Raw genomic sequence first — 18,061 nt, 5'->3', positions numbered from 1 at the left:
ATCGTTCACAGCTTCGGCGCAATCTCTTCGGTCCAGATCCGGGTGCGCTCCTCCTGCGACATGTGGCAGGCGGACCAGTGTCCGTCGGCCACCAGACGCAGTTCGGGACGTTCGGTGCGGGTGATCTGGCCCTTGGGGATGTCCGCGTAGGGGCAGCGCGGGTTGAAGGCGCAGCCGCTCGGCAGGTTGATCAGGCTGGGCGGGGAGCCCTTGACCGGGATGAGCCGGTCGGTCTCCTCGCGGTCGATGCGGGGCATCGAGCCGAGCAGACCCCAGGTGTAGGGGTGCTGCGGTTCGTAGAAGACCTTCTCGGCGCTGCCGCGCTCGACGCACCGGCCGCCGTACATGACCAGGAGCTCGTCCGCCATCTCGGCGACCACGCCCAGGTCGTGCGTGATCATGATGACGGCGGAGCCGAACTCCTTCTGCAGATCCCGGATGAGGTCGAGGATCTGCGCCTGGACGGTCACGTCCAGGGCGGTCGTCGGCTCGTCCGCGATGAGCAGCTCGGGGTTGTTCACCAGCGCCATGGCGATCATCGCGCGCTGGCGCATGCCGCCCGAGAACTCGTGCGGGTAGGAGTCGACGCGCTTGTCCGGCTGCGGGATACCGACCCGGTCGAGCATCTCGATCGCCCGCTTGCGGGCGGTCTTCTTGTCGACGTCGTTGTGGACCCGGTACGCCTCGGTGATCTGCTTGCCGATGGTGTAGTACGGGTGCAGCGCGGACAGCGGGTCCTGGAAGATCATCGCCATCTCGCGGCCGCGCAGCTTGCGCACCTCGTCGGCCGGTGCGCTCAGCAGCTCGGTGCCGTCCAGCCAGATCTCGCCGGAGAGCTGCGCCCTGCGGGAGCCGTACTGACCGGCGGTGTGCAGGCCGAGGATGCCGAGCGAGGTGACCGACTTGCCGGAGCCCGACTCGCCCACGATGCCGAGGGTCTTGCCCTTCTCCAGCTGGAAGCTGAGCCCGTCGACGGACTTGACCAGGCCGTCGTCGGTCGGGAAGTGCACCTTGAGGTCGCGCACCTCGAGGAAGGCGGTGGGAGCGGCGGATCCGGCGACGGGCTCGCCCACCGCTGCTCCGCTCTTGGACAGTTCGGTCATCCCAGCCTCACTCGCGGGTCGATGACGGCGTACAGAAGGTCGACGACGAGGTTGGCCACGGCGATCGCGAGCGCCGCAAACAGGGTGACGCCGAGAATGACGGGCAGGTCCTTGCTGCTGATGGCCCTGACCGCTTCGAGGCCGAGCCCCGGCAGGTTGAACGTGGACTCGGTGAGCACGGCGCCGCCGAGGAGCACGCCGAGGTCGAGCCCGAAGACGGTGAGGATCGGGGTCATCGCGGAGCGCAGCGCGTGCTTGCGGATGACGGTGGCCTCGCCGAGGCCCTTGGCGCGGGCGGTGCGGATGTAGTCCTCGCCGAGCACTTCGAGCATGGTCGCTCTGGTGAGGCGGGCGTACATCGCCGCGTTCAGGAAGGCGAGGACGATCCACGGCAGGATCATCGTCTGCAGCCAGACGTCGATCGAGTCGTCGGTACTGAGGCTGTCCGCGATCTTCACCCAGCCGAGCTGGTGGACGAAGATGCCCATCGCGATCATGCCGGTGAAGAAGACGGGGAGCGAGACACCGCCGAGGGCGATGGTCATCGCGGAGCGGTCCCAGATCGTGCCCCGCTTGAGCGCGGAGACGACACCGGTGGCGACACCGGCGGCGAGCCAGAGGACACAGGCGCCGGCGGCGAGCGCGATGGTGACGGGCAGGGCTTCCTTGAGGGTCTCCCAGACGGGGGCCTCGGTACGGAAGGAGTAGCCGAAGCAGGGCGCCGGGCAGTGCGTGACGTCACTGCCGTTGACGTAGTCGCGCCCCATCGGGATGCCCTTGACGAAGTCCCAGAACTGGACGAGCAGGGGGTCGTCGAGTCCCAGTTTGGTCCGGATGCCTTCGATCTGCTCGGCTCCGGTGGCCTTGCCGGCGAAGAGGACGGCGATGTCCTGTCCCGCCCACTTGGGCAGCATGAAGAAGACGGTGAAGGTCGCGAGCAGTACGACCAGCACCATGATGATTACGGCGATCAGGCGCCGGATGAGATAAGCAAGCACTGTGCGCGGCCCGGCGGTGGCCGGGACCCCCTTGTGAGGAGTCCCGGCCACCGCCCGGGGCCATCACCTGCCCTTCGGACTGGCGGGATTCGGCGGCGGTGGAACGAACAACTACTGGTGTGACGTCAACGGGTGTTACTTGACGACGCCGAGCGAGGCGTAGTCGTAACGGCCGTTGTAGCCGTCGGACATGTAGGCGTTGGTCAGCCGCGACCCGCGCCAGGTGATGTTCTTCTCGTAGAGGAAGGGCATCCAGTCGGCCTGGTCGAGGATCTTCTTGTCGAGTTCCTTGTAGATCTCGCCCGCCGCGGCCGGGTCGGTCTCCGCGATCGCCTTGTCGAAGAGCGCGTCGACCTTCTTGTCCTTGATCTGCGACTCGTTGTAGTTACCGGTCGGGTTCAGGAAGCGGCTGTCGAACAGCGGCTGCGCGTAGCCCTGGCCGGACGGGAAGTCCGGGCCCCAGCCGCTCATCGTCATGCCGTAGCCGCGCTTCTTCACGACGGAGGGCGAGCCGGTGATGCTGGAGGTGTCGGCGCCGTCGAGGGAGTCGACCTGGACCTTGATGCCGACCTTGTCGAGGGCCTGCTGGAGGGCCTCGGCGGCGTCGACCTCACCCGGGTTGTTGCTGCGGGCGGTGAGCTTGGTGGTGAAGCCGGACGGCTTGCCGCACTGCTTCAGCTCGTCCTTGGCCTTGGCGACGTCGGGCTTGCCCTTGCGCTTCAGCACGCCGTACGGGTCGTAGTCGCTGTGGCCGGGGATCGCGACGGGGAAGGTGCTGTTGGCGATGTCGCCGGCCGCGACCTTGCCGCCGCGGGTCTGCTGGATGCTCGCGAAGTCGGTCGCGTAGAACACGGCCTTGCGGCAGTGCTCGTTGTCGAACGGCTTGGCGGTGTGGATGAGCGCGACGTAGCGCACGAAGGACGTGTGCATGTTGTCGACGTTGTCGCGGTGGTCCGTGACGGCGCTGACGCGGCCGGACTGGGTCATGCCCGTGCCGTTGAGGTCGAGGTCGAAGTCGCCCTCCATCAGCTTCTTGTCGTTCTCCTCCTGGTTGGCGGAGATCGTCACGTCGATCTTGTCGGGCAGCGCGGCGCGGATCGGGTCCGAGGACTTCTTCCACTTGTCGTTGCGGACCAGAACGATCTTCTTGTTCGACTTGTACGTCTCGAACTTGTACGGGCCCGAGGAGAACGGCCGCTGCGTGTACTTGGCCTTCGTGTCCTTGGACTCCTTCACCGCCGAACCGGTGGGCATGGCCAGGAACTGCTCGAAGTCACCGTTGCGCTTGGGCAGCTTGAAGATGATCGTCTGGTCGTCGGGGGTCTCGATCGCGTCGAGGCCGCCCTTGTCCTTGTAGGGACCCTTGTACTTCGTCTTGGGGTCGAGCGTCTGGCGGATGTAGCCGGGGCCGCCGGTGATGGTGTCCGTCGCCCAGGTGCGCTCGATGCCGTACTTGACGTCCTTGGAGGTCAGCTTGGAGCCGTCCTCCCAGGTGAGGCCGTCACGCAGCTTGTACGTGTAGGTCTTGCCGTCGTCGGAGATCTTCGCCGTGGAGGTGGCGAGGTCCGGGACCAGCTTCGTGCCCGCCTTGCCCGGCTTGGTGTCGTAGGTCACCAGCTGCCGGGTGTAGAAGCGCATGAAGTCCCACGACATGCCGTAGTAGGCGCGCTGCGGGTCGGCGGAGTCCAGGTCCTGCTTGCCGACCATCTTCAGCGTGCCTCCCTTCTTCTTGGAAGGGTTGGCGATCTTGTTCAGCGCCGCGTTGTAACCGGCACCCTTGGAGTCGCTGTCGTCACCGTCACCGCCGCCGCACGCCGTGGTGGTCACCAGCGCCGCGACGACGAGGGCCGCACCGCTGGTGAGCCGTCGTTTCGTGGAACCTGTGGGCATTTTCTCGTAACCTCCGAGATCGCGGTCCCTGGCCATCTGCTGCCGGAGAACCATGGTTAAAGCCACCTGACATGCGGCAGGGGCAAGCCAGTTGGGACCTTCTAGCGCGTCCCCTTCGGGTCGAGTGCGTCACGCAGCCCGTCGCCGAAGAGGTTGAAGGCCAGGACGGTGATGAAGATCGTGACGCCCGGGAAGACCATGAACATCGGGTCGTGCTCGTACGTCTTGAGGGCGTCGCGCAGCATGCCGCCCCACGAGGCCGTCGGCGGCTTGACGCCGGCGCCGAGGAAGCTGAGTGCCGCCTCCGTGAGGATGTTGGTCGGGATCATCAGCGTCGCGTAGACGGTGATGGGGGCGACCAGGTTGGGCAGCAGTTCGCGGAACAGGATGTGCCGCTTGCCGCCGCCGAGGCTGCGGGCCGCCTCCACGTACTCGCGCTCACGGAGCGAGAGCGTCTGGCCGCGGACGATGCGGCCGACGTACGGCCAGCCGAAGAAGCCGATGACCATGACGAGGATCGCGACGCGCACGCTGGTGCCCTGGAGACCGAGCAGGTCGTCGGGGAGCACGGAGACCAGCGAGATGATGAAGAGCAGCTGCGGGAACGAGAGCAGCACGTCCATCACGCGGCTGATCAGGGCGTCGACCCAGCCGCCGAAGTAACCGGCGATGATCCCGAAGAGGGTGCCGAGCGCCACGGCCACGATGGCCGCGAGGAACGCCACGAGGAGCGAGATCCGCGCGCCGTAGACGATCCGGCTGAAGACGTCGCGGCCCTTGTTGGGCTCGACCCCGAAGAGGAAGTCGCCGCTCACGCCGCCGAGGGCGCCCTTGGGGAGGCCGGTCAGCTCATCGAGCTCGTCCTGGTGGAAGCCGTTCGGGTCGTGGCCCAGCAGGTTCACGATCAGGGGCGCGAGGATGGCGACAAGCACCAGGAGCAGCACGGTGATGCCGCCGGCCAGGGCGACCTTGTCCCGCTTCAGGCGGTTCCAGGCGATCTGCTTGAGGGACCGACCCTCGACCTTCTTCACCCCTGCATCAACTGCGGGGGCGACGTCCTGGGTCGGGTCCGCATCCGCAGGTGTGTCATGCAATGGTGCCGTCATCGTGGCAGGGACCCCTCTCAACCGGTGGTGACCGGCCCGCACTTGCCGCTGTAGCGACGTGATCAGTCCGTCGTACACAGGGGCATCAGGCCCCTGGAGCGGGAGTCTTCATCCACGTCGCGATCTGTTACCAGACTTGACGGGGAAAGGATGCGCAACCGTGATGCTGATCGAGGTGTTCCGTTATCCGGACGCGAGTGAACGAGGGCCGAACACGGGGCAGTTGGGTCGCAAGGCGGCACGGGCCCCCATAGGGCCCCACCTGCACCACAACGGACATCACGTCCGTCGTGGCTGCTCGGTGGCCGGTTCCAGCCCCTCAGTACTGCGCGGGGTAGCCGTATCCGCCCGCGGGGGCCGGGGCCGCGTGGGCCTCGCGGTCGTAGAACGGCCTGGCGTTGGCTCGTAGCCACATCGCGACCGGGTCGTAATCGTCGGACATCGCGACCGTCGAGACGGGCAGGCCCTCGGGGACGGCGGGGATGGACTGGCGCATCATCGTGCGCACCGCGTCGACGGACGGCGGCGACGTGTCGTACACGTCGAGGCCGATGGCCAGATAAGGCGCCCCGAGGGCGGGCTGCACCCAGGCGCGGCGCAGCGAGCGGACCACGGGGGTGCGGTGGGCGTTCTGCGTCAACAGGGCGTAGAACTGGGGAATTTCGATGCTGGGCTCGGTGAGCCGGAGCGGGCCCGCGGGGAGAAGGTCCAGGCCCGTGGCGATGCGGCGCAGGTCGAGCCAGGGGATGCCGACGCCGCCGCCGGGCGCGTGCGGGTTGAGCCAGATGCCGTAGTGGTCGGGGTAGAGGGTGCGGGCGATGTCGATGCCGCGCACCACTTCGTAGCTACGGTTCCAGCCACTGGCGGACAGCTCCTGGGCGGAGGTCACGCACGGTGCGTAGCCGAGCCCCTCCACTTCCATGTTCCCGTACTGGGCGTCGGGGGAGCCGGCCTGGCCGTGCCAGAGCAGCATCCACACCTGGTCGGCGGCGAGCGCGCGCAGCAGTGCCTCGTACGCGTCGTAACGCCCCGGCGTCACCTGGCGCAGCACCTGCTCGACCTGCTGCCCGGCCGCGGCCGTGCCCGACGCACTCACCCGTAACCGCCCCTTCGCGACGAACTCGGTGCCCCCACGGGAGACAGTGGAGGGCGTAAGAATGCAACCAGCTTAAGCGTCGATGCGGTGGTAGAAGGGCCGTACCTTCGCGCGCAGCCAGTCGCCGACCGGGTCCTGTGCCACGTCGAGGAGGACCAGGTTCACCGGCCACGGGACCGGGACCTGTCCGAGTGCGCGGCCGAGCGCCTCCATGGGCAGGTCGCGTGCGTTGCCGTCCCAGGTGGACAGCTCGACGCCGACGAAGAGGGTCGGGTCGTCCGTCTCCACGGCGGCCAGACAGCGGCGCGCGGTGAGGACGACGCCCGCCGCCTCGAACTCACGTCCCGCGGTGGCGAGGAAGTCGACCGGGTCCTCCTGCCAGTCCGGCTCGAAGAGGCGGACCCGGCCGCCGGTGGTCGGGCCGTCCAGCTCGGTGCGGCCGACGCGGCAGAGCTCGGCGACGGCCGGCGGGGGCAGCGGGGCGCCGACGGTGCCGTCCGGGTTCAGCGCGATGCCCAGCTGCGGGGGCAGCCCGCGGGCGAACTCCACGGCGGGCGCCACGGTGACGCCCATCCGGTCCGCCGCGTCGCCGAGCGCCTGGCGGAACTGCTGCTCGGAGGTGAAGACGGGGACGTACGCCTGTCCTTCGATCTCCAGGGTCGGCAGGTCCAGCGTGCCGCTGTCGGGACCGCCGCCGTTCGGCAGCGGTATCCACAGGTGGCTGCGGCCGAGCACCTCGACGATGCGGGCGCCCGCCGATTCGGGGGCGCCGAGGGAGGCCGCGAGGACCTCCTCGAGTTCGTTGCCCGGCCATCCGCCGTACGGATGGGCATGTGCCTGCGCCGGAAAGTCCATCTGTCCAACCCCTGCTCGCGACCGCTCTGCCTGCGGCTCGAACCCTAACGCCGGGCCCGCTCAGCGGTCGAAGGCGATCACCCGCAGGACCTGCGCGGCCGCGCGGTCGAGCAGCACCGCGGAGCGGCAGCCGCGCGGCAGGTCGCCCCGCTCGGTGGCGGCGACGAGCCGTCCGACCGTCCTGCGGTGGCGTGCGAACGCGTACCGCGAGACGCCGCGGCCGCGCTCGTGCTGGCCGCGCAGCGCGGTGTCCACGGGGACGTCGAGCATCAGGAGGTGCAGGGCCGTGCCGCGGCGTGCGGCCTCGCGGGCGAGCCAGCGGCGCACCCACGCCTGGGTGCCGCAGTCGTGCACGACGACGCTCGCCCCTGAGCGGAGCGTGCGGCGCAGCGTCGCGTAGTGCGCGAGGCGGACCAGGGGGCGGTACACCGCGTAGGGCAGCAGGCGCGGCATGCGGCGCGACCAGCGGTCGCGGGTGTCCTGGGAGTCGATGCGCGGGCCGGTGACGGCTTGGCGCATGAGGGTCGATTTTCCGCCGCCGGGCAGCCCGGAGACGACGACCAGGTCGCCCTCGCCGAACGTGAGGCGGCGCGGGCTGTGGCCTGCGCGCTGCCGCAGGTCGCGGACGACGGCCGCGGCGTCCCGGCCGCAGCTCTCCGCGGCCGGGACGGAGGCCTGTTCGGGCAGCGCCCCGGACAGTGCCTTGGGCAGCGCCACCCCCGTGGAAGTGGCGTAGAGACTCGTCCTGCTGCGCACCGTGATCGGCCTCCCCATAGCGGTCACGTACTGCTTCCCCACCAAGTGTAAAGAGAAGGTAATGCGGCACAAGAGCATTCCGGAGTGACGGGCCCCGTGCCGGACCCATGACGGAACCCGCTGCCGGGCACCGCTCCCCCTGGACAGAGTCGCGTGCAATGATGTGCGCGCCAACTCCATACAGGCCGTTCGAATCCGCGCGGGAGAGTCTCCGGAACCAGCTTGCTGTGCTGGGTACCCGGAGCGCCGAAGGAGCAAGCCCCTCCCTTGAATCTCTCAGGCCCCGTACCGCGCGGGCGAGGCACATCTGAAAAGCGGGCCGCCCCGGCGGTCCCACCCAAGGTGCAAGCCGGCGTCTCACTGGACGAGACACTTCCGGCGAACCTCTCAGGTTCCGATGACAGATGGGGAGGATCGACCTCGCCCGTCATGCCCTGGGAGTTCCCTTCATGAGCACTGCCCCCCGTCTGACCGCCCTCGACGCCGTGCACCGGTCCCTTGGCGCCACCATGACCGACTTCGCGGGCTGGGACATGCCGCTGCGGTACGCCAGCGAGCGCGACGAGCACAACGCCGTGCGCACCAAGGCCGGCCTCTTCGACCTGTCGCACATGGGCGAGATCACCGTCACCGGACCCGCCGCCGCGGACTTCCTGAACTTCGCGCTGGTCGGCAACATCGGCTCGGTCGGTGTCGGCCGCGCCCGCTACACCATGATCGTCGCCGAGGACGGCGGCATCCTGGACGATTTGATCGTCTACCGCTTGGGCGAGACGGAGTACATGGTCGTCGCCAACGCCTCGAACGCGCAGGTCGTCCTCGACGCGCTCACCGCCCGCGCCGAGGGCTTCGACGCCGAGGTCCGCGACGACCGTGACGCGTACGCGCTGCTCGCCGTCCAGGGCCCCGAGTCCCCCGGCATCCTGAAGTCCCTCACGGACGCGGACCTGGACGGCCTGAAGTACTACGCGGGCCTGCCCGGCACCGTCGCGGGCGTCTCCGCCCTGATCGCCCGCACGGGCTACACGGGCGAGGACGGTTTCGAGCTGTTCGTCTCCCCCGCCGACGCGGAGAAGCTGTGGGGCGCGCTGATGGAGGCGGGCACGCCCGTCGGCATGGTCCCGGCCGGTCTCTCCTGCCGTGACACGCTGCGCCTGGAGGCGGGCATGCCGCTGTACGGGCACGAGCTGACCGCGGAGCTGACGCCGTTCGACGCGGGTCTCGGCCGGGTCGTGAAGTTCGAGAAGACCAGTCAGTCGGACTCCTTCGTGGGGCGCGGCGCGCTCGCGGCCGCCGCCGAGCGCGCCGAGACCGCCCCGCCGCGCAAGCTCGTCGGCCTGGTCGCCGAGGGCCGCCGGGTCCCGCGCGCCGGTTTCCCGGTGGTCGCGGACGGCAAGGTGATCGGCGAGGTCACCTCGGGCGCCCCGTCGCCGACGCTGGGCAAGCCGATCGCGATGGCGTACGTCGACGCGGAGCACGCCGCTCCCGGCACCGAGGGCGTGGGCGTGGACATCCGCGGCACCCACGAGCCCTACGAGGTCGTGGCGCTGCCGTTCTACAAGCGCCAGAAGTGACCCCCCGCACATCCTTCCCGTTCCGCAGCACCCACCCGCGTACAGGAGAATTCAGGTCATGAGCAACCCCCAGCAGCTTCGCTACAGCAAGGAGCACGAGTGGCTCTCGGCCACCGAGGACGGCGTGGCGACCGTCGGCATCACCGAGCACGCGGCCAACGCGCTCGGTGACGTCGTCTTCGCCCAGCTTCCCGAGGTCGGTGACACGGTGACCGCGGGCGAGTCCTGCGGCGAGCTGGAGTCGACCAAGTCGGTCAGCGACCTCTACGCCCCGGTGACCGGCGAGATCGTCGCCGCCAACCAGGACGTCGTGGACGACCCGTCGCTGGTCAACTCCGCCCCGTTCGAGGGCGGTTGGCTGTTCAAGGTGCGCATCACCGGCGAGCCGGACGACCTGCTCTCCGCCGATGAGTACACCGCCTTCACCGCCGGCTGACCCATACCGATAGGGATCGTGTGATGTCGCTTCTGAACACCCCCCTCCACGAGCTGGACCCGGACGTCGCCGCCGCCGTCGACGCCGAGGTCCACCGTCAGCAGTCGACCCTGGAAATGATCGCCTCGGAGAACTTCGCTCCGGTCGCGGTCATGGAGGCCCAGGGCTCGGTCCTGACCAACAAGTACGCCGAGGGCTACCCCGGCCGCCGCTACTACGGCGGCTGCGAGCACGTCGACGTCGCCGAGCAGATCGCGATCGACCGGGTCAAGGACCTGTTCGGCGCCGAGTACGCGAACGTGCAGCCGCACTCCGGCGCCTCCGCCAACCAGGCCGCCCTCTTCGCGATCGCCCAGCCCGGCGACACGATCCTCGGCCTGGACCTGGCGCACGGCGGCCACCTCACGCACGGCATGCGCCTGAACTTCTCCGGCAAGCAGTTCAACGTGGTCGCCTACCACGTCGACGAGGCCGGTCTGGTCGACATGGCCGAGGTCGAGCGCCTCGCCAAGGAGAACAGCCCGAAGGTGATCATCGCGGGCTGGTCGGCCTACCCGCGCCACCTGGACTTCGCCGAGTTCCGCCGGATCGCCGACGAGGTCGGCGCGTACCTGTGGGTCGACATGGCGCACTTCGCCGGTCTCGTCGCCGCGGGCCTGCACCCGAACCCGGTGCCCTACGCGGACGTGGTGACCTCCACCACGCACAAGACGCTCGGCGGCCCGCGCGGCGGCATCATCCTGGCCCGCAGCAAGGAGTTCGCGAAGAAGCTGAACTCCGCGGTCTTCCCCGGCTTCCAGGGCGGCCCGCTGGAGCACGTGATCGCGGCCAAGGCCGTCTCCTTCAAGGTCGCCGCGTCGGACGACTTCAAGGAGCGCCAGCAGCGCACCCTGGACGGCGCCCGCATCCTGGCCGAGCGCCTGGTGCAGGACGACGCGAAGGCCGTCGGCGTCGACGTCCTGTCGGGCGGCACGGACGTGCACCTGGTCCTGGTGGACCTGCGCAACTCCGAGCTGGACGGCCAGCAGGCCGAGGACCGCCTCCACGAGGTCGGCATCACGGTCAACCGCAACGCCGTCCCGAACGACCCGCGCCCCCCGATGGTCACCTCGGGCCTGCGGATCGGCACGCCCGCGCTCGCGACCCGCGGGTTCGGCGAGGAGGACTTCCGCGAGGTCGCCGACATCATCGCCGAGGCCCTCAAGCCGGGCTTCGACGCGGCGTCCCTCAAGACCCGCGTGACCGCTCTGGCCGACAAGCACCCCTTGTACCCCGGCCTGAAGTAGTTTCGTACCCTCTGTTTGTACGCTTTTGTTCGTACGTACGAAACATCGGGGCACCCCGCACACTGGAGAGTGAGCGAGGTGCCCCGCACCACGTCCCGCACCGCCCCGCAGTTCCCGCACCGCCTTGTACTTCTGCATCACCCGGCAGACAACGGCGTCTACCAACCACCCTTGGAGTGTTCCGTGGCCATCTCGGTCTTCGACCTGTTCTCGATCGGCATCGGCCCGTCCAGCTCCCACACGGTCGGTCCCATGCGCGCGGCCCGCATGTTCGCGAGCCGCCTCAAGAACGAGGGCCTCATGGCCCACACGACGGCGATACGGGCGGAGCTGTACGGCTCGCTCGGCGCGACCGGCCACGGGCACGGCACCCCGAAGGCCGTCCTGCTCGGCCTGGAGGGCGAGTCGCCGCGCACGGTGAACGTGGAGAGCGCCGACGACCGCGTCGAGGAGATCAAGAGCGGCGGCCGCATCAACCTCCTCGGCATGCACGAGATCGACTTCGATTTCGACGAGGACCTGATCCTGCACCGCCGCAAGGCCCTGCCGTACCACGCCAACGGCATGACGATCTTCGCGTACGACCGTGAGGGCGGCCTCGTCCTGGAGAAGACGTACTACTCCGTAGGCGGCGGTTTCGTGGTGGACGAAGACGCCGTCGCGGGCGAGAACCCGATCGTGCCGGACGACACCGTCCTGCGGCACCCCTTCCGCACCGGCGACGAGCTGCTCCGCCTCACGGAGGAGACGGGCCTCTCCATCTCCGCGCTGATGCTGGAGAACGAGAAGGCGTGGCGCACCGAGGAGGAGATCCGCGCGGGTCTGCTCGACATCTGGGGCGTCATGCAGTCCTGCGTCTCACGCGGCATGACCCGCGAGGGCATCCTGCCGGGCGGCCTCAAGGTGCGCCGCCGCGCCGCGAACTCGGCCAGGCAGCTGCGCGCCGAGGGCGAGCCGCAGGCCCGCGCCATGGAGTGGATCACGCTCTACGCCATGGCGGTGAACGAGGAGAACGCCGCGGGCGGCCGCGTGGTCACCGCGCCCACGAACGGCGCGGCGGGCATCATCCCGGCCGTCCTGCACTACTACATGAACTTCGTGCCCGGCGCCGACGAGGACGGCGTGGTCCGCTTCCTGCTCGCGGCCGGCGCGATCGGCATGCTCTTCAAGGAGAACGCCTCGATCTCCGGCGCCGAGGTCGGCTGCCAGGGCGAGGTCGGCTCCGCCTGCTCGATGGCGGCGGGCGCGCTCGCCGAGGTCATGGGCGGCTCCCCGTCCAAGGTCGAGAACGCCGCCGAGATCGGCATGGAGCACAACCTCGGCCTGACCTGCGACCCGGTCGGCGGCCTCGTTCAGATCCCGTGCATCGAGCGCAACGGCATGGCGGCGGTCAAGGCCGTCACCGCCGCGAAGATGGCGATGCGCGGCGACGGCTCCCACAAGGTGTCCCTCGACAAGGTCATCAAGACGATGAAGGAGACGGGCGCCGACATGAGCGTCAAGTACAAGGAGACCGCGCGCGGCGGGCTCGCGGTCAACATCATCGAGTGCTGAACCGACGAGCGCTGAATCAACGAGTGCCGAGCAGCTGGGCCGTCGAGCCGCGGACGACGAGTTCCGGCTCGAAGAGCAGCTCGCCGGGGTGCGTCTGGGTGCCCCGGATCTGCGCGCACAGCAGGTCGACCGCCGCGCGGCCCATCGCCTCGATGGGCTGGCGCACGGTGGACAGGGGCGGCTCGGTGCAGGTCATGAAGGCCGAGTCGTCGTAGCCGACGACGGAGACGTCGGCGGGGACGGAGAGGCCCTTGCGGCGGGCGGCCCTGACGGCGCCGAGGGCGAGCGGGTCGCTGGCGCAGACGATGCCGGTGACGCCGCGCTCCATGAGGCGCGCGGCGGCGGCCTGGCCGCCCTCCAGGGAGAAGATCGACCGCTCGACGAACGCGTCGGGCAGCTCCATGCCCGCGGCCGCGGCGATGTCGCGGGCCGCCACGAGCTTGCGGCGCGAGGGCACGTGGTCGGCCGGGCCGAGGACGAGGCCGATGCGCTCGTGGCCGAGCGAGGCGAGGTGGCGCCACGCCTGCTCGACGGCGACGGCGTCGTCGCACGCGACGCACGGGAAGTCGAGGCCCTCGATCGACGCGTTGATCAGGACGACGGGGATGTTGCGCTCGGCGAGGCGCCGGTAGTGGTCGTGCGGCGCGTCGGCCTCCGCGAAGAGGCCGCCCGCGAAGACGACGCCGGAGACGTGCTGCTGGAGCAGCAGGTCCACGTAGTCGGCCTCGGAGACGCCGCCCCTGGTCTGCGTGCACAGCACGGGCGTGAGGCCCTGCTGGGCGAGGGCGCCACCGATGACCTCGGCGAACGCGGGGAAGATCGGGTTCTGCAGCTCGGGAAGGACGAGACCGACGAGGCGGGCCCGCTCGCCGCGCAGCTGGGTCGGCCGCTCGTAGCCGAGGACGTCGAGCGCCGTCAGCACGGACTGTCGGGTCGCGGCGGAGACGCCGGGCTTGTCGTTGAGGACACGGCTGACCGTCGCCTCGCTGACCCCCACCTTCTTCGCAACTTGAGCAAGTCGTCGCGTCATGGCCGCAAGAATAGCGCAAGGCCTGCAAGCCAGTTACGTAAACGGCCGCCCGGAATCCGGACGGCCGCGTACGTGGATGTCACCTCCGCGGGTCAGGGCTGCAGCGTGAGCTTGAATGTCGACGTGTCGTTCTTGATGTCCTGTCCGTTGCCGCTCAACTTGGGCCGGATGAACGTCGCTTCACCGACGGCAGGGCCCTGGCCCGCCTCCGGCATCTCGTTGACGTAGATGCCGATCGGCGCGCCCTTGATGGACACGTCGGTGAAAATCGTGTCCTTGACCGGGAACTCGGGCTGGCTGCCCGTGTACTTCGTCTGGAACATCACCCCGTGGAACGTCGGGTCGACGATGTCGACGTTGTTCACACGGATCCCCTGGAAGACCTTCGACGCGGAGAACGCCCAGATGGCCGGGAAGTCCTGGCCCTTCCAGAAGGTGCCGCCGGCCCGTTCGACCGTGATGTTCTCGAACGTGGTCGGATCCTTCCCGAAGCCGTTCATCGGGTAGCCGAAGTCCAGCGACGAGATGGTGATCCCGGAGTAGACGAGGGTGTCGGCGATGCGGCTGTTGCGGAAGGTGTTGTTGTAGCCGCCGTAGACCGCGAAGCCCGCCGCGCGCCAGGTCAGGAGCGAGGTCAGGTTCTCGTAGACGTTGTTCTTCATGTCCGCGCCGCCCGCGTCGATGGCGGAGAAGAGGGCGAAGCTGTCGTCGCCCGTGGCCCGCGCCTCGTTGTTGGCGACCAGGTTGTCGGTGCTGCCGTTGGTCATGTTGATGCCGTCGGCGAACATGTCGCGGATCCGCGAGTTCTTGATGGTCATGCGGTCCGTGTTGGCGCCCCAGTAGAGGCACACCATGTGCTCGTTCCAGATGTCGTCGATGGTGATGTCGGAGACGTTCTGGAAGTCGAAGACCTTGCCGGGGCCGTCGATTCGGGACGTGTAGTTGCCGAAGTAGGCGAAGCCGGAGAAGGAGGAGCCCTTGGCGCTCGCCTCGGCACGGAATCCGACGTCCGTGTTGTCCTGGCTGCGCGGCGCGTGGAACCGGGTGAACCAGGGTCCGGCGCCGACGACCTGGACGGCCTTTCCGTAGACCTGGAACTTGTTGCTCGTCTCGTAGTCGCCGGGCGGCAGGTAGACGCCCGTCAGCTTGCCGGTGGTGTCCATGCGGACCTTGTCCAGGGCGTTCTGCACGTCCTGGTGGGTGAATCCTGCGGGCACGGTGTACGCGGCCGGGTCGGGATTGGGCTTCGCCGTGACCTGCTCCAGGTCGACGAAGTCGATGGCGTAGCGGGAGGTGTTGGCGCTGTCCTTCTGCAGCTTGATCCTGCTGCCCGCCTTGACCGTGCCGTCGAGCATGACGTGGGCCTCGTCGTAGATGTGCCGGGCGGGGCCGGCTCCCGGCGAGTTGCCGGGCGAGGCCTCGTCCCCGTACAGCCAGGCGTACTTGGAGGTGAGGTCGATGGCCTTGCGGAAGACGCCGTCCACGTAGACGTTCAGGGTGGCCTGGGTGCCTCCGCCGCCCGGGGCGTCCGGGATGGAGAAGCGGGTGACCAGGGTGTTGGTGTCCTGCTTGGCGGTGAACTCCACGGACTCGCCGGTCGAGTTCAGCGTGACGGCCTTGCGGCCGGAGGCCTCGCCGGCCAGGTCGCCGACGGTGCGGTTGGGGCCGACGGTCTTCGCACCGCCCGCGAGGACGCCGTCCTCCGCCTCGTAGGTGTCGTAGGGCATGTCGGCGCCGCGGCCGACGAACAGCGAGTGCGTGGTGGTGTTGTTCTCGCGCTTGACCGGCAGTTCGTTGGCGTCGTCGGCGATGACGGTTCTGATCGTGAAGCGGCCGTCCCCCGCGGTCCAGGTGCCGAGCTTGACCGGCGCCGTGGTGTCACCCGCGCCGATCACGCCGTTGTGCTCGCCGGTGAGGGTCTTCACTGTGGCGCCCTTGTCATCCTGGAGGATGAGCTTGATGCCGTGCGCGCCGGACGCTGACGCCTTGGTGCCCTGGTTCTTGAGGGCGACACTGAAGGTGACCTCTTTGCCCTTGGAGGGCGCGGACGGCGTCCAGCTGACCGGCGACGCCACCAGGTCGGAGGAGTCGACCGGCTTGACCACCAGCGGACTGGTACCGGTGTAGGTGTTGTTTCCCTCGTCCTGTTCGATCACCTCGTTCTTGGTGTCCACCTCCGCGCTGAAGGGGTACGAGCCCGCGTCGCGCGCGCCCGTCTTGGCGCTCACCGTCGTCGACTCGCCCGCGCCGAGCGCGCCCACGGACGCCGTGCCCGCCTTGGCGCCGCCGAGCCGGAAGACGGCGTCCGTGGCCGTCGACGCCTCGGTGCCGCGGTTGCGCACGGTCGCGGTCAGGGTCAGCTCGTCGGTCTCGGTCGGCGCCGCGGGGGCGTACGACAGCTTGGTGATCTCCAGGTCGGGGTTGGCCGCGGGGGCGCCCATGACCTGGAACTCGGCGACCTGTCCTGCCGTGGCGCCGCTGTTCGCGGTGAACCGCAGGCGTACGTCGGCGACCTTGGCGGAGACGGGGATGGTGACGGTGTTCTGGTTGCCGGACGGACTGAAGGAGTACTCCTTCTCCGCCACCAGCGAGGTGACGTCGGCGGCCTTCTGCTCCCGGCCGAGGACCTGCACCTTCTGGGTGCGGGCGCCCCATCCGGCGTCGGGGTTGAGCTTGACGACGACCGCGTCGACGTCGGCGTTGGCGCCGAGCTTGACGGTCAGGGTGTTGGGGTAGCTGCCCGCGGCGCCCTCCCAGTAGGTGGACGTCTGTCCGTCGTTGGCGTTCTCGGCGACGAAGGTGTGGATCACCGAGGAAGCGGCGATCGGCTTGCCCTCGGCCAGGTTCTTGTTGCCGCCGCCGGGGCGCGTCACGGTGTTGCTGTGCGCCGAGACGTTCCCCGCCGCGTCACGGGCGCGGACCGTGTAGGAGACGGTGACGTTCGCGGGACGGGTGTCGGTGTACGTCGTCACGTCACCGGCCACGGACTTCAGGAGCTTGCCGTCCGCGTACACGTCGTACGCCGTGACCTTCACGTTGTCGTTCGACGCGCCCCACGTCAGCTTGATCTCACCGCTTGAGGGCTGGCTGAACGTGAGATGCGTGGGCGCGGTCGGTGCCTGGGTGTCGCCGGAATCGCCCTTGCGGGTCACGGAGTTGCTGTTGGCGGAGGCATTCCCCGCCGCGTCGCGGGCGCGCACGTAGTACGTGACGGTGGCGCTGACGGGGCGCGTGTCGGTGTACGTGCGCACGTCGCCGGCGAGGCTGGTGAGCAGCTCCCCGTTGGCGTAGACGTCGTACGCGGTCACGCCCTTGTCGTCGTCGGAGGCGTCCCAGGCGAGCCTGATCCGGCCGGGCTCCGGCTCGGTGAGGGCGAGGTTCTTCGGCGCGGTGGGCGCCTGCATGTCGCCGCCCGCCGGGCCGTAGATCTCCAGCTCGGACAGCTGGCCCGCGGGCTGCGCGGTGTTCGCGGTGATCAGGACGCGGACGTAGCGGGTGGTGACGGTGTCGAGGGCGAGGGTCGCGGAGTGTTCCGAGGCCTTGGTGAAGGCGTACTCCTTCGACGCGGTCAGGTCGGTGAAGTCCGAGCCGTCCGTGCTGCCCTGGACCTTGAGGGTCTGGCTGCGGTCGCCCCAGGCGTCGGGCACGCGCAGGACCACCTCGTCGATCCGCGCCGAGCTGCCGAGGTCGGCCTGGATCCACTGCGGGAGCTTGCTGTTCTCGCTCTCCCAGTACGTGGCGCGGTTGCCGTCGTTGGCGTGGGCGGCGGCGTAGTCCTGCGTGTGGCTGCTCGCCTTGAGGGTCTTGCCGAGCGCCAGGTTCACCGAGGCGTCGGCGGCCGCGTGCACCCGCAGTTCGGAGAGCTGGGCGGCGGGCCAGCCGGTGTTGGCGGTGATGTGCACCCGTACGTAACGGGTCTGCGCGGACGGGAAGCGGATCGTCACCGTGTTGCCGGAGCCGGGCTCGAAGGAGCGGGCCTCGGACGCGGCGAGGGTGCCGAAGCCGCTGCCGTCGGCGCTGCCCTGCACGGACAGGGTCTGCTTGCGGGCCTCCCAGGCCGGGGGCAGCTTGAGGACGACCTCGTCGACGCGGGTGCCGCGGCCGAGGTCGACCTGGACCCACTGCGGCAGGTCGGACGACGCACTCTCCCAGTACGTGCCCGCGTTGCCGTCGGTGATGTGCGCGGCGCCGTACTCCGCCTTGGCGCTGCTCGCCCTGGCCGGCTTGCCCGCGGCCAGGTCGGGACCGCCCGCCGCGACCGCGGGCAGGGCGGGCAGGCCGAGGAGCAGCAGCGCCGCGGTGAGAGCGGCGGCGAAGGGCCGCCACCACCTGTGTGGTCTTCGGGCCCGTGCGTCTCTGATGCGTTTCATGACGTGT

The 18,061-nt window shown here is 69.3% G+C and carries 13 protein-coding genes and 1 riboswitch; of the genes, 4 read left to right on the top strand and 9 right to left on the bottom strand.

All coding sequences use genetic code 11. The annotated features are described in order from the left end of the window. Positions 1-5: 5 nt before the first annotated feature. The 7 genes from DEJ49_RS25950 to DEJ49_RS25920 form a co-directional block, all read right to left on the bottom strand. Positions 6-1,103 (bottom strand): ABC transporter ATP-binding protein, encoded by a 1,098-nt coding sequence (locus DEJ49_RS25950; protein ID WP_150186347.1) that lies wholly within the window; start codon positions 1,101-1,103, stop codon positions 6-8. After that, positions 1,100-2,101: an ABC transporter permease gene (locus DEJ49_RS25945; protein ID WP_150186346.1), complete on the bottom strand. Its 1,002-nt coding sequence runs from the start codon at positions 2,099-2,101 to the stop codon at positions 1,100-1,102. Before DEJ49_RS25945 ends, DEJ49_RS25950 begins: the two co-directional genes overlap by 4 nt. Before the next feature lie 135 nt (positions 2,102-2,236). Then, on the bottom strand, positions 2,237-3,991 hold the full coding sequence (locus tag DEJ49_RS25940) for an ABC transporter substrate-binding protein (protein ID WP_150186345.1): 1,755 nt from the start codon (positions 3,989-3,991) through the stop codon (positions 2,237-2,239). Positions 3,992-4,092: 101 nt separating this feature from the next. Further along, positions 4,093-5,097: an ABC transporter permease gene (locus DEJ49_RS25935; RefSeq protein WP_150186344.1), complete on the bottom strand. Its 1,005-nt coding sequence runs from the start codon at positions 5,095-5,097 to the stop codon at positions 4,093-4,095. A gap of 319 nt (positions 5,098-5,416) precedes the next feature. Then, entirely contained in the window at positions 5,417-6,193 is a 777-nt protein-coding gene (locus DEJ49_RS25930) for an enhanced serine sensitivity protein SseB C-terminal domain-containing protein (RefSeq protein WP_150186343.1), read from the bottom strand. 72 nt (positions 6,194-6,265) lie between these two features. After that, complete coding sequence (locus DEJ49_RS25925) at positions 6,266-7,048, bottom strand: enhanced serine sensitivity protein SseB (protein ID WP_150186342.1); 783 nt, start codon at positions 7,046-7,048, stop codon at positions 6,266-6,268. A 60-nt stretch (positions 7,049-7,108) separates the two neighbouring features. Then, positions 7,109-7,822: an AAA family ATPase gene (locus DEJ49_RS25920; RefSeq protein WP_190329648.1), complete on the bottom strand. Its 714-nt coding sequence runs from the start codon at positions 7,820-7,822 to the stop codon at positions 7,109-7,111. Between the two features lie 172 nt (positions 7,823-7,994). Continuing rightward, a riboswitch (glycine riboswitch) is annotated at positions 7,995-8,105 on the top strand. 148 nt (positions 8,106-8,253) lie between these two features. Here DEJ49_RS25920 and gcvT point away from each other — a divergent pair. From gcvT to DEJ49_RS25900, 4 genes are all read left to right on the top strand, one after another. Then, a complete protein-coding gene (gene gcvT / locus DEJ49_RS25915; protein WP_150186341.1) occupies positions 8,254-9,378 on the top strand; it encodes a glycine cleavage system aminomethyltransferase GcvT in 1,125 nt (374 codons plus the stop codon). Between the two features lie 58 nt (positions 9,379-9,436). Then, complete coding sequence (gene gcvH / locus DEJ49_RS25910) at positions 9,437-9,814, top strand: glycine cleavage system protein GcvH (RefSeq protein ID WP_150186340.1); 378 nt, start codon at positions 9,437-9,439, stop codon at positions 9,812-9,814. Positions 9,815-9,837: 23 nt separating this feature from the next. Next, positions 9,838-11,100, top strand: a complete 1,263-nt coding sequence (gene glyA, locus DEJ49_RS25905) for a serine hydroxymethyltransferase (RefSeq protein WP_150186339.1) — start codon at positions 9,838-9,840, stop codon at positions 11,098-11,100. Positions 11,101-11,283: 183 nt separating this feature from the next. Further along, positions 11,284-12,654 carry an L-serine ammonia-lyase gene (locus DEJ49_RS25900; RefSeq protein ID WP_150186338.1) on the top strand — a complete coding sequence of 457 codons (1,371 nt, stop codon included), beginning with the start codon at positions 11,284-11,286 and terminating at the stop codon, positions 12,652-12,654. 16 nt (positions 12,655-12,670) lie between these two features. On the opposite strand, the gene DEJ49_RS25895 is transcribed toward DEJ49_RS25900, so the two are convergent. Both DEJ49_RS25895 and DEJ49_RS25890 read right to left on the bottom strand, forming a co-directional pair. Next, positions 12,671-13,684 carry a LacI family DNA-binding transcriptional regulator gene (locus tag DEJ49_RS25895; RefSeq protein WP_150186337.1) on the bottom strand — a complete coding sequence of 338 codons (1,014 nt, stop codon included), beginning with the start codon at positions 13,682-13,684 and terminating at the stop codon, positions 12,671-12,673. A gap of 92 nt (positions 13,685-13,776) precedes the next feature. After that, on the bottom strand, positions 13,777-18,054 hold the full coding sequence (locus DEJ49_RS25890) for a discoidin domain-containing protein (RefSeq protein WP_150186336.1): 4,278 nt from the start codon (positions 18,052-18,054) through the stop codon (positions 13,777-13,779). Positions 18,055-18,061: the final 7 nt, after the last annotated feature.

It is taken from the genome of Streptomyces venezuelae (assembly GCF_008642335.1).
Lineage (GTDB): Bacteria > Actinomycetota > Actinomycetes > Streptomycetales > Streptomycetaceae > Streptomyces > Streptomyces venezuelae_F.
The sequence above is the reverse complement of the archived record's forward strand: the minus strand, read 5'-3'. Positions and strand labels throughout refer to the sequence as shown.